11 protein-coding genes are annotated in these 12,345 nt (G+C 68.7%); 5 read left to right on the forward strand and 6 right to left on the reverse strand.

All coding sequences use genetic code 11. The features are described from left to right. Positions 1-14 precede the first annotated feature (14 nt). Genes ASD78_RS14180 through ASD78_RS14205 form a run of 6 tightly spaced genes read right to left on the reverse strand, consistent with a single transcriptional unit; the run spans position 15 to position 5,478 of the window. Positions 15-1,025 carry an amidohydrolase family protein gene (locus tag ASD78_RS14180; RefSeq protein WP_055906627.1) on the reverse strand — a complete coding sequence of 337 codons (1,011 nt, stop codon included), beginning with the start codon at positions 1,023-1,025 and terminating at the stop codon, positions 15-17. A 20-nt stretch (positions 1,026-1,045) separates the two neighbouring features. Continuing rightward, a complete protein-coding gene (locus ASD78_RS14185) occupies positions 1,046-2,383 on the reverse strand; it encodes an amidohydrolase family protein (RefSeq protein WP_056102505.1) in 1,338 nt (445 codons plus the stop codon). A gap of 23 nt (positions 2,384-2,406) precedes the next feature. Further along, a complete protein-coding gene (locus tag ASD78_RS14190) occupies positions 2,407-2,937 on the reverse strand; it encodes a 3-hydroxyanthranilate 3,4-dioxygenase (protein WP_055906633.1) in 531 nt (176 codons plus the stop codon). Between the two features lie 4 nt (positions 2,938-2,941). Continuing rightward, positions 2,942-3,385, reverse strand: coding sequence for a RidA family protein (locus tag ASD78_RS14195; protein ID WP_055906636.1), 444 nt, complete (start codon positions 3,383-3,385; stop codon positions 2,942-2,944). Beyond that, positions 3,382-4,047 (reverse strand): carbonate dehydratase, encoded by a 666-nt coding sequence (gene can / locus ASD78_RS14200; RefSeq protein WP_055906639.1) that lies wholly within the window; start codon positions 4,045-4,047, stop codon positions 3,382-3,384. Before can ends, ASD78_RS14195 begins: the two co-directional genes overlap by 4 nt. Before the next feature lie 3 nt (positions 4,048-4,050). Beyond that, positions 4,051-5,478 (reverse strand): aldehyde dehydrogenase, encoded by a 1,428-nt coding sequence (locus ASD78_RS14205; RefSeq protein ID WP_055906642.1) that lies wholly within the window; start codon positions 5,476-5,478, stop codon positions 4,051-4,053. A gap of 364 nt (positions 5,479-5,842) precedes the next feature. Here ASD78_RS14205 and ASD78_RS14210 point away from each other — a divergent pair, with 364 nt between their 5' ends. The 5 genes from ASD78_RS14210 (at position 5,843) to ASD78_RS14230 (ending at position 12,340) form a co-directional block, all read left to right on the forward strand. Next, positions 5,843-7,471 (forward strand): TldD/PmbA family protein, encoded by a 1,629-nt coding sequence (locus ASD78_RS14210; protein ID WP_055906644.1) that lies wholly within the window; start codon positions 5,843-5,845, stop codon positions 7,469-7,471. 21 nt (positions 7,472-7,492) lie between these two features. Continuing rightward, complete coding sequence (locus ASD78_RS14215) at positions 7,493-8,827, forward strand: TldD/PmbA family protein (protein ID WP_056102508.1); 1,335 nt, start codon at positions 7,493-7,495, stop codon at positions 8,825-8,827. Positions 8,828-8,926: 99 nt separating this feature from the next. Beyond that, positions 8,927-10,552: a TldD/PmbA family protein gene (locus ASD78_RS14220; protein WP_056102511.1), complete on the forward strand. Its 1,626-nt coding sequence runs from the start codon at positions 8,927-8,929 to the stop codon at positions 10,550-10,552. An 89-nt stretch (positions 10,553-10,641) separates the two neighbouring features. Next, the gene (locus tag ASD78_RS14225) at positions 10,642-11,319 is read left to right on the forward strand and encodes a DUF4159 domain-containing protein (RefSeq protein ID WP_082575655.1); all 678 of its coding nucleotides are present in this window, start codon (positions 10,642-10,644) and stop codon (positions 11,317-11,319) included. Between the two features lie 22 nt (positions 11,320-11,341). Beyond that, positions 11,342-12,340 (forward strand): MoxR family ATPase, encoded by a 999-nt coding sequence (locus tag ASD78_RS14230; protein ID WP_055906657.1) that lies wholly within the window; start codon positions 11,342-11,344, stop codon positions 12,338-12,340. Positions 12,341-12,345: the final 5 nt, after the last annotated feature.

Genomic DNA, 12,345 nt, shown 5'->3' on the forward strand with positions numbered 1-12,345 from the left:
GCGGGCTCAGGCGGCTACGAGAAGCGCGACAACGGCAGGCCCAGCCATTCCAGGGCGGTGCCGTGGTAGAGCCGGGCCTGGTCGGGTTCGGGCAGCTTCAGCGAGGCGATGCCGGCGCCGGGTTCCTGTTCGCCCAGCGGGAACGGATAGTCGGTGCCCAGCATCACCCGCGACACGCCGCAGGTGTCGAGCAGGTACTGCAGCGCGCGCGGATCGGCGACCCAGGAGTCGAAATACATGCGGCCCAGGTACTCGCGCGGATTACGCGGGTTGTCGGTGGCGACCAGGTCCGGGCGCATGTTGAAGCCGTGTTCGATGCGGCCGATGGTGTAGGGGAAGCTGCCGCCGCCGTGGGCCATGCAGATCTTCAGCTTGGGCAAGCGTTCGAGCACGCCGCCGAACACCAGGCAGCAGGCGGCGCGCGATTGCTCGGCCGGCATGCCGACCAGCCAGGGCAGCCAGTACTTGGGCATCGCGGCGGCGCCCATCATGTCCCAGGGGTGCACCAGCACCGCCGCGCCGAGGTCGCTGGCGGCCTGGAAGAACTCGAACAGCTCCGGCGCGTCCAGGTTCCAGTCGTTGACGTGGCTGCCGATCTGCACGCCTTGCAGGCCGAGCTGGTCCATGCAGCGCTCCAGCTCCTGCACCGCCAGGCGCGGCGATTGCAGCGGCACCGTGCCGATGCCGGCGTAGTGGCGCGGATAGGCGCGGCAGGCCTCGGCCATGTGGTCGTTGAGGGCCTGATGCAGTTCCAGCGCGTGGTGCGGCTTGGCCCAATAGCTGAACATCACCGGCACGGTGCTGATCACCTGCACCTGCACGCCGAAACGCGCGTAGTCGTCGATGCGCTCCTGCGGGTCCCAGGTCTTGGACCAGATCTCGCGGAAGAACTTGCCGTCCTTGTAGATGCGATGGCGGCCGTCGTCGGTATGGTGGATCACCGGGAAGCGGTCGTCGCCGAACTTGCGCGCGAGGTCGGGCCAGTCGCGCGGCAGGTAATGGGCGTGGGTGTCGATCTTGAGCATGGGTCGAGTCTAATCGCCGGCTAGGGTGCTGGCGATCCCGCTGCGGCTTCGACGCAGTCGTCCAGGCAGACCAGCCGGCCCTGCCGCATCACCATGCGCATGCGCAGCAGCTGCGAGGCGTCGCGCTGCGGGTCGCCGTCGACCGCGATCAGGTCGGCGCGGTAGCCCACGCGCAGCCGCCCCAGTTCCTTGCCCAGGTCCAGGGCGTCGGCATTGCCCGAGGTCGCCGCGCGGACGGCTTCGGGCAGGGGCACCCCGGAGTCGACGTAGTACTGGACCTCCAGCGCGGTCGCGGTCGGCGCGAAGCTGGGGCCGCCGTCGGTGCCCAGCGCCAGCGGCACCCCCGCGCGCCAGGCGCGCCCCGGCCCGGCCTTGGCCGCCTGAGTCCAGGCGCGCAGGTCGTCGACGGACTGGCCGTCGCGCCCGCCCGCGAACGTGCCCAGCTTGGATTCCACGTAACGGGCGACGAAGGCGGTGGGCACCAGGTAGGCGTGCTGGCGCTTGAACAAGGCCACCGACTCCTGGTCGAAATAGGTGCCGTGCTCGATGGTGCGCACGCCCGAGCGCAGGGCGAGGTTGATCGCGGCGGTGCTGTGCGCGTGCGCGGCGACCGGGCGATCGGCCTGGCGTGCGGCCGAGACCGCGCCGACGACTTCGTCCTCGAACAGGATCGGTGCGGCGTCCGGGCGGCCGCCGGATTCGCGGCCCGAGCCGGACACGGTGATCTTGATCCAGTCCGCGCCGTCCTCGATGTTCTGGCGCACTGCGCGGCGGCACGATTCCGGGCCGTCGCAGGCCGCGGGCGGGTAGGGGACCTGGTCGGGCTCGGCGCGCTTGGCGCCGTGTCCGCCGGTGCGCGAGATGATGCGGCCGGCGGCCAGGATGCGCGGGCCCTCCAGCAGGCCGCCGTCGATGGCGTCGCGCACCGCGTAGGTCACGCCGCTGTTGTCGCCGGTATCGCGCACCGTGGTCACGCCGGCGCGCAGCAGACGCCGCGCGTAGGACGCGGTGGCCAGAGCGAGCCGCGGTCCCGACGCATTGGTCGTGGTGTCCGCATTGGTATCGATGGCCAGGTGCACATGCAGGTCGATCAGGCCGGGCAGCACCGTGGCCTGGGACAGGTCGAGCACGCGCGCGCCCGGCTCGATGCCGGCATCCAGTCCCGGCTCGATCCTGCTCAGACGCTGGTCGCGTATCACCAGCGTATGCGGCCCCAGGCTCGGTTCACCGGGTTCGGCGATCAGGCGTCCTGCCAGCACCACGGTCGGCTGCGATTCGGCGGCCGCGGGCGCAGCGAGGGCGCTCGCCGGCAGTGCCGCGGCGAGCAGCAGAGACAGTTTGGGCAGCAGCGGGGACATGAGCGCCTGCACCGGGCCGCGCGTCAGGTGTCCGGCATCGTGTAGCGCGCGGGCGCCGGATTGAGATGCCCGCACTGCTTGCAGCTGCGATGTTCGGTCGAGGCGTAGAAGCGATCGAACACCGGCGGGAAGTCGGTCTCGATGTTGTGCAGATGGAAGTACTCTTCGTACAGCTTGTGGTTGCAGCGTTCGCAGAACCACATCAGTCCGTCGTCCTCGTCCGGGCGGCGCCGGCGCTCGATCACCAGGCCGATCGAGTCGGGCATGCGCTGCGGCGAATGCGGCACCCGCGGCGGCAGCAGAAAAGTCTCGCCGGCGCGGATCGGGATGTCGCGCACGGCGCCGTCTTCCTGGATCCGCAGCACCATCTCGCCTTCGAGCTGGTAGAACCACTCCGCACCTTCATCCCAATGGTAGTCGGTGCGCTGGTTGGGGCCGCCGACGACCATGACGATGAAGTCGCCGACATAGACCACCTTGTTGCCGACCGGCGGCTTGAGCAGGTGGCGGTGTTCTTCGATCCAGGCTTGCAGGTTGATCGGTCCGGGCAGCATGGTCCTACTCCGCGGCGCGCGGCAGGCGCGCGATGCATTTGAGTTCGATCGCGATCGGGGTCGGCAACGCGGTAATTCCCAGGGTCGTGCGGCAGGGCGCGCGGTCGATGTCGGGGAAGGCCTCGGCCCAGGCCGCGTTGTAGGCGGCGAAGTCGCGAGCCATGTCGGTCAGGTAAACGGTGACGTCGACCAGGTCGTCCCAGCCCGCGCCGCTGGCTTCGAGCACCGCGCGCACGTTGGCGAACACGGCCCGGCATTGCAGCTCGATGTCGTAGGACACCAGGCGCCCGTCGGCGTCGTGGACGTTGCCGGGGATGCCGTTGCTGGCCGCGTCGCGCGGGCCGATGCCGGACAGGAACAGCAGCTCGCCGACCCGGCGCGCATGTGGGTACGAGCCGACCGGCCGCGGCGCGGCATCGGTACGCACGCTGCGGTCGGACGCGCTCATCGCGGCGAACCGCCGTGGGTGGAATGCACGCGCGCCACCGCCGAGTCGTAGGCCGACTGCAGCGCCTCATGCGACTCGATGTCCATGCCCAGGTCGTGGACGCGGCCGTTGCGCAGGCTGTAGACCCAGCCGTGCACGGTCAGGGGCTGGCCGCGCGACCAGGCGTCGCGCACGATCGTGGTCAGGCAGACGTTCTGCACCTGCTCGATCACGTTGAGCTCGCACAGGCGGTCGTGGCGTTCGTCCTGATGGGCGTGGGCGATGCAGGACACGTGCTTGTCGGCGACATCGGTGACGTGGCGCAGCCAGTTGTCGACCAGCCCGTAGCGATGGCCGTGCAGGGCCGCGTGCACGCCGCCGCAGCCGTAATGGCCGACCACCAAGACGTGCTTGACCTTGAGCACGTCGACCGCGAACTGGATCACCGACAGGCAGTTGAGGTCGGTATGCACGACCACGTTGGCGATGTTGCGGTGGACGAAGACCTCGCCGGGGGCGAGATCGATGATCTGGTTGGCCGGCACGCGCGAATCCGAGCAACCGATCCACAGGTATTCGGGCGCTTGCTGGCGCGACAGCTTGGCGAAGAACTCGGGGTCCTCGGCGCTGATCCGTTGCGACCATTCGCGGTTGTTCTTCAGCAGGTCGTCGAGTTGGCTCATTGCTTATCCCAGGTGGAGGCCGACGTTCTTGGCGTCGGTGAAGAAACGCATGGCCTCGATGCCGCCCTCGCGGCCGAGACCGGACGCGCCGACGCCGCCGAACGGCGTGCGCAGGTCGCGTTGCAGCCAGGTGTTGATCCAGACCATGCCCACGCGCAGCTGCGCGGCCAGACGATGGGCGCGATTGAGGTCGCGGGTCCAGATCGAGGCCGACAGGCCGTAGTCGCCGGCATTGGCCAGGGCCAGGGCGTGACTGTCGTCGTCGAAGGGCTGCAGGGTCAGCACCGGGCCGAAGATCTCTTCGCGGTTGCTGACGGCATCCGGGCCCAGGCCTTCGATCACGGTCGCGGCCACGTACCAGCCTGCGCGTTCCAGCGCGCCGCCGCCGCAGAGTACCTGGCCGCCTTCCTCGCGTGCCCGGTCGAGCGCGCGCAGGACTTTGTCGTAATGCGCTTGCGAGACCAGCGGCCCGAGCGTGGTGGTGTCCTGATCGGGATCGCCGGCGCGCAGGGCCTGGGCGCGCTCGACCATGGCGGCGCGGACTTCGGCGTAGATCGATCGTTCCACCAGCATGCGCGAGCCGCACAGGCAGATCTGCCCGGAATTCTGGAACGCCGAGCGCACCAGGGTGTCGAGCTGGCCGCGCCAGTCGCTGTCGGCGAACACCAGGGTCGGGTTCTTGCCGCCCAGTTCCAGCGAAACCTTCTTCAGCCGCGGCGCCGCCAGCGCGGCGATGCGCTGGCCGACCGCGGTGCTGCCGGTGAACGAGATCGCGCGCACCGCATCGTGGTTGAGCAAGGGCTCGCCGACCTGCGGCCCGAGACCGTGGACGATGTTGAGCACGCCGCGCGGGAAGCCGATCTGCGCCGCGAGTTCGCCGAGCATGGTCGCCGTGGCCGGCGTCACCTCTGAGGGCTTGGCGACCACGGTATTGCCCGCGGCCAGGGCCGGAGCGATCTTCCAGGTGAACAGGTACAGCGGCAGGTTCCAGGGCGAGATCGTCGCGACCACGCCCAGCGGCGAGCGCAGGGTGTAGTTGAGCCCGGCCTGGCCATGGTGGGATTCGCTGGCGAACTGGGTGGCGGCGTGGGCGAAGAAGCGCAGGTTCGACACGGCGCGCGGGATCTCGACCTCGCGTGCGAGCCGGATCGGCTTGCCGGCGTCCTTGGATTCGGCCTGTGCGAACGCCTCCAGCCGCGACTCCAGCGCATCGGCCAGTTTCTCCAGCCAGCGCGCGCGTTCGCTGTGGGGCAGGGCGGCCCAGGCCGGGAATGCGGTCTGCGCGGCGGCGACCGCGGCCTCGACATCGGCCGCATCGCCGGCGGCGACCTGTGCATACGCCTGCGCATTGGCAGGATCGTAAACCTCCAGCCAACCGCCGCTGGCCGGGTCGCGAGACTGTCCGTCGATGCAGTGCCGGAAATAGCGCATCCGACTAGCTTAACGCGTGGGCCGTCCAGCGCCCATCGCGACCGCGTCGATCCCTGCGGCTTCGATCGGTGCCGCTTAAATCCGTGCGGCGCCGATCCGATGCAGCGGGACCGCCGCGACGGTCCGCGTCGGCGCCGCATGCTCTGCGCAGGCATGCGTATGCCGCGGTGCGTCACGCTGCGGCCAAGCTATGCAAAGCCCGGCGGCATCCAGGTCCCAGCTTCGTCATAGTCGGCATGACCCGGGTCGGACGGCACTTGACGCATGCGTTGGCGGCTCTGCACATTCCAGCAGACCCTTCTCATCCATGCCCGGTGGCGGACGGCAACGTCGACATGCGGGCCCCAACGGCGGAAGAACCAACGTGGACAGACGCGATTTCCTGACGATGTCAGGCCTGGGCTTGGCCGGGCTGATGGTCCCTTACGGCAACCTCATCGCCGCCGAGGCCCTGCTCGCGCCGCTGGACGTGGCCAAGAAGAAGGCGCTGGCCGACGCCGCGCTGGCCGCGGCCACCCAGGCCGGCGCCTCGTACTGCGACGTGCGCATCGGCCGTTACCTGCGCCAGTTCGTGATCACGCGCGAGGACAAGGTCCAGAACGTGGTCAACACCGAGTCCACCGGCATCGGCATCCGCGTGCTGGTCGACGGCGCCTGGGGCTTCGCCGCGACCAACCGCCTCAATAACGATGGCGTGGCCAAGGCCGCGCAGCAGGCCGCCGCGATCGCGCGCGCCAACGCCAAGAGCCAGACCGCGCCGGTGCAACTGGCCAAGGCCCCGGGCGTGGGCGAGGTGTCGTGGAAGACGCCGATCAAGAAGAACTCGATGGAAGTCCCGCTCAAGGACAAGGTCGACCTGCTGCTGGGCGTCAATGCCGCGGCGATCAAGGCCGGCGCCGACTTCGTCAACTCGATGCTGTTCCTGGTCAACGAACAGAAGTACTTCGCCTCCACCGACGGTTCCTATATCGACCAGGACGTGCACCGGATCTGGGCGCCGATGACGGTCACCGCGATCGACAAGGCCAGCGGCAAGTTCCGCACCCGCGAGGGCTTGTCCTCGCCGATGGGCATGGGCTTCGAATACCTCGACGGCGCCGCTTCGGGCAAGGTCGTCTCGCCCAACGGGGTGGTCAACTACAGCGACTCCTACGACATGCTCGAGGACGCGGTCGCCTCGGCCAAGCAGGCGCGCCAGAAGCTGACCGCGCCGTCGGTCAAGCCGGGCAAGTACGACCTGGTGCTGGACCCCTCGCACACCTGGCTGACCATCCACGAATCGGTCGGCCACCCGTTGGAACTGGACCGCGTGCTCGGCTACGAAGCCAATTACGCCGGCACCAGCTTCGCCACCCTGGACAAGCTCAAGGACAAGTTCCGCTACGGCAGCGACAACGTCACCATCTTCGCCGACAAGACCCAGACCGGCAGCCTCGGCGCGGTCGGTTACGACGACGAGGGCGTCAAGACCAAGCGCTGGAACCTGATCAAGGACGGCACCCTGGTCGACTACCAGACCATCCGCGACCAGGCCCACATCCTGGGCAAGACAGAGTCCGACGGCTGCTGCTACGCCGACAGCTGGTCCAGCGTGCAGTTCCAGCGCATGGCCAACGTTTCGCTGGCGCCGGGCAAGAACAAGCTCAGCGTCGCCGACATGATCAAGGACGTCGAGAACGGCATCTACATCATCGGCGACGGCTCGTTCTCGATCGACCAGCAGCGCTACAACGCCCAGTTCGGCGGCCAGCTGTTCTACGAAATCAAGAACGGCAAGATCACCGGCATGCTCGAGGACGTGGCCTACCAGATCCGCACGCCGGAGTTCTGGAACGCCTGTACCGCCGTCTGCGACGACAGCGACTACCGCCTCGGCGGTTCGTTCTTCGACGGCAAGGGCCAGCCGGGCCAGGTGTCGGCGGTCTCGCACGGTTCGAGCACGGCGCGCTTCAACGGCATCAACGTCATCAACACCGCCCGCAAGCTCGGCTAAGCGACGCCAGGAGAATCCACGATGAGTATCTTTACCGAAGCCGAAGCCCGGACCATCCTCGAGAAGGTCGTCAAGCTGTCCAAGGCCGACGAGTGCACCGCCACCCTGAGCGGCTCGATCAACGGCAACATCCGTTTCGCCCTCAACAACGTCTCCACCAGCGGCATCGTCGACGACGCCGACCTCGCGGTCCAGGTCGCGTTCGGCAGCCGCGTCGGCGTGGCCACCATCAACGAGTTCGACGACGCCGCGCTGGAGCGCGTGGTGCGCCGCGCCGAGGACCTGGCGCGGCTGGCGCCGGAGAACCCCGAGTTCATGCCGGCCATCGAGAAGCAGAGCTACAAGCCCAGCAACACCTTCAGCGAAGCCACCGCGGGCATCACGCCCGAGTATCGGGCCAAGGTCGCGGCCGACTCGATCGCGCCCTGCCGCGCCGACAAGCTGACCGCGGCCGGCTTCCTCGAGGACGGCCAGAGCTTCGTCGCCTTCGCCAACAGCAAGGGCAACTTCGGCTACCAGCGCGCCACCAACTTCGACTACACCTGCACCGTGCGCACCGACGACGGCCGCGGTTCGGGCTGGGTCGGCCGCAACCTCAAGAACGCCGACGAGTTCAAGGTCGACAGCGACGTGCGCACCGCGATGCGCAAGGCCACCGAATCGGCCGAGGCCAAGGCGCTGGAGCCGGGCAAGTACACCGTGATCCTGGAACCGGCCGCGGCCGCCGGCCTGATCTCGTTCATGATGAATTTCTTCGACGCCCGCCAGGCCGACGAAGGCCGCAGCTTCCTGTCCAAGAAGGGCGGCGGCAACAAGCTCGGCGAGCAGGTCTACGACCCGCGCGTGAACATCGTCGCCGATCCCTGGGACGAGCGCGCCGCGGTCATGCCCTGGGACGGCGAGGGCCTGCCGCGCGAGAAGATGGCGGTGGTCGAGAACGGCAAGGTCGCAGCGCTGCGCTATTCGCGCTACTGGGCCAAGAAGCAGGGCAAGCGCGCCGTCGGCGCGCCCGGCAACCTGCTGATGGCGGGCGGCGACAAGTCCACGGCGGAGCTGATCAAGGGCACCCAGAAGGGCATCCTGGTCACCCGCACCTGGTACATCCGCCTGGTCGATCCGCAGACCGTGCTGCTGACCGGCCTGACCCGCGACGGCACCTTCTACATCCAGAACGGCGTGATCAAGCACCCGGTGAAGAATTTCCGCTTCAACGAATCGCCGGTGATCATGCTCAACAACATCGAAGAACTCGGCAAGCCGGTGCGCGTGGCCGGCGACGAGTCCTCGTTCGTGATGATGATCCCGCCGATGAAGCTGCGCGACTTCACCTTCACCTCGCTGTCGGACGCGGTCTGACGCCCACCGGCGCGGGCGGCGCCACCGGACTCCGGTGCGCCGCCCGTCGCCGACGCGCCCCGTGCGCGTTCCATCGATTCCGCCGAGCCGAACACGCCTGTGCAACGACGCGACTTCCTGAGTTTCACCGGCCTGGGTCTGGCCGGCCTCATGCTTCCCTACGGCCGCAGCATCGCCGCCGAAGCCCTGCTCGAACCGGTCGACAGCGCGCGCCGCCGCGCCCTGGCCGACACCGCGCTGAACGCCGCGCGCGAGGGCGGGGCGTCGTACTGCGACGTGCGCATCGGCCGCTATCTGCGTCAGTCGGTGATCACCCGCGAGGCCCAGGTCCGCAACATCGTCAACAGCGAATCGGCCGGCGTCGGCATCCGCGTGCTCTGCGAAGGCGCCTGGGGTTTCGCGGCCACCGCGCGCGCGACCCCTGAAGCGGTGGCCAATGCGGCACGCCAGGCCCTGGCCATCGCCCGCGCCAACGCCAAGGCCCAGACCCGCAAGGTCGAGCTGGCGCCGGTCGCCGGCGTGGGCGAGGTGCGCTGGGCGACGCCGGTGCGCAAGAACGCGATGGCGGTGCCGATCAAGGACAAGGTCGATCTGCTGCTCGGGGTCAACGCCGCCGCGCTCAAGGCCGGCGCCGACTTCGTCAATTCGACCTTGTTCGTGATCAACGAACAGAAGTACTTCGCCTCCACCGACGGCAGCTACATCGACCAGGACGTGCACCGGATCTGGCTGCCGCTGACCGCGACCGCGATCGACAAGGCCAGCGGCAAGTTCCGCACCCGCGACGGCCTGTCGGCGCCGATGGGCATGGGCTACGAATACCTGGACGCGGACCCCGCGCAGAAGCATGCGCTGCCCGGCGGCATGACCGGCTACGGCCGTTCCTACGACGTGATGGAGGACGCCGTCGCGGCCGCCAGGCACGCGCGCGCCAAGCTCAAGGCGCCGTCGGTCAAGCCCGGCAAGTACGACCTGGTGCTCGACCCCTCCAACATGTTCCTGACCATCCACGAGAACGTCGGCCATCCGCTGGAGCTGGACCGCGTGCTCGGCTACGAGGCCAACTACGCCGGCACCAGCTTCGCCACGCTCGACAAGCGCGAGCAGGGCTACCGCTACGGCAGCGAGGTGGTCAATTTCGTCGCCGACAAGACGCGTCCCGGCAGCCTGGGCGCGGTCGGCTACGACGACGAGGGCGTGAAGACGCGCGAGTGGGATCTGGTCCGCGACGGCATCCTGGTCGACTACCAGGCCACCCGCGACGAGGCCCACATCCTCGGTCACAAGGAGTCGCACGGTTGCAGCTACGCCGATTCCTGGTCCAGCGTGCAGTTCCAGCGCATGGCCAATGTCTCGCTGAAGCCGGGCGAGAAGCCCTTGAGCGTCGCCGAGATGGTCAAGGGCGTCGAACGCGGTCTGTACGTGCACGGTCGCGGCTCGTACTCGATCGACCAGCAGCGCTACAACGCCCAGTTCGGCGGCCAGCTGTTCTTCGAGATCAAGAACGGCCAGGTCACCGGCCTGGTCGAGGACGCCGCCTACCAGATCCGCACGCCGGAATTCTGGAACGCCTGCGTGGCGGTCTGCGACGAGCGCGATTTCCGCCTCGGCGGTTCGTTCTTCGACGGCAAGGGCCAGCCCAGTCAGGTCTCGGCGGTGTCGCACGGTTCGAGCACGGCGCGCTTCAACGGCGTCAACGTCATCAATACCGCGCGGGCGCTGTAGGCAGGGCCGTCGATGCGCGAGCTCGCCGCCACCCCCGCCACGGCGCCGACCGGCGCGGCGCCGTGAACCGCGCGCAGTTCCTGCGCCTGATGCTCGGCGGCCTGGCCGGCGCGGCCCTGGCGCGCCCGTGGCAGGCCGCGTCCGCCGCGGCCGAGTACGACTTCTGGTTCACCCGCCTCAAGTACGACTCCGGCGACTGGGACGTGGACCAGCGCATGCCGGCCAACCTGATCACCTCGCTGATCGACTACACCAACCTGCGCGTGGACCCCAAGGAACACGTGCTGGCCCTGGCCGATCCGAAGATGCTGACCGCGCCGTTCTGCTACCTGGCCGGGCACAAGCTGGTCGAGTTCAACCCCGACGAGCGCCGCAACTTCGAGCGTTACGTGCGCAACGGCGGCTTCGTCTTCGTCGACGACTGCAACCACGACATCGACGGCCTGTTCGCGCGCTCGTTCGAGGCGCAGATGGCGGCGATCTTCGGCCGCAAGGCGATGAAGAAGCTGCCCAAGAACCATCCCATCTACCGCAGCTTCTTCACCTTCGACGGCCCGCCCGCGACCGGCTTCGAACTCAACGGCTGGGGCGACGACCTGGTCCACGAGTATCTGCAGGGCATCGAGATCGACGGCCGTCTGGGTGTGCTCTACAGCAACAAGGACTACGGCTGCGAATGGGACTACGACTGGCGCAACAAGCGCTTCCTGGCCGAGGACAACACCAAGTTCGCGGTCAATATCGTCATGTACGCGCTGACCGCGTGAACGAACCAGCAAGGGAACACCGATGAGCCAGACCCCCAGCGAATCCGATATCCAGGCCGAACTCGCGCAACTGGGCACCTTGCGCAGCGCGATCGCCCAGGCCATCGTCGGCCAGGACGACGTGGTCGAACAACTGCTGATCGGCCTGCTCGCCGGCGGCCACTGCCTGCTCGAGGGCGTGCCCGGACTGGGCAAGACCCTGCTGGTGCGCTCGCTGGGGCAGGCGCTGGAGCTGCAGTTCCGGCGCGTGCAGTTCACCCCCGACCTGATGCCCAGCGACATCCTCGGCACCGAGCTGCTGGAGGAGGATCACGGCACCGGCCATCGCCATTTCCGTTTCCAGCCCGGCCCGATCTTCACCAACCTGCTGCTCGCCGACGAGCTCAACCGGACGCCGCCCAAGACCCAGGCCGCGTTGCTGGAAGCGATGCAGGAGCGCACGGTCAGCTACGCGGGCGTGACCCACGCGCTGCCGGCGCCGTTCTTCGTGCTGGCCACCCAGAACCCGCTGGAGCAGGCCGGCACCTATCCCTTGCCGGAAGCGCAGCTGGACCGGTTCCTGCTGCATATCCGCGTCGATTACCCCAGCGAGCGCGAAGAGCACGACATCCTGCAGCAGACCACCGGCGCCCACAGCGCCCAGGTGCCGCGGGTGATGCACGGCGAGCAGGTGCTGGCCTTGCAGGCGCGGGTGCGCGAGGTTCATCTGGGCGAGGATCTGCTGCTGTGGATCACCCGCCTGGTGCGCGCCAGCCGTCCCGGCGACGGCGCCCTGGCCGAAGTGAAGCAATGGGTGAAGTGGGGCGCCGGCCCGCGCGCGGGCCAGTCGCTGGTGCTGGCGGCCAAGGCGCGCGCCTTGCTGCGCGGGCGCCTGGCGGCCACTCGCGACGACGTGCTCGCGCTCGCGGCGCCGGTGATGCGGCATCGCCTGCTGTTGTCGTTCGCGGCCGAGGCCGAGCAGAAGAGCGCCGACGACGTGATCGCGGCGCTGCTGCGCGGCGTGCCGTTCGCCGGCGCCTGAGCGTC

Source organism: Lysobacter sp. Root667 (genome assembly GCF_001427715.1).
GTDB lineage: Bacteria > Pseudomonadota > Gammaproteobacteria > Xanthomonadales > Xanthomonadaceae > Lysobacter.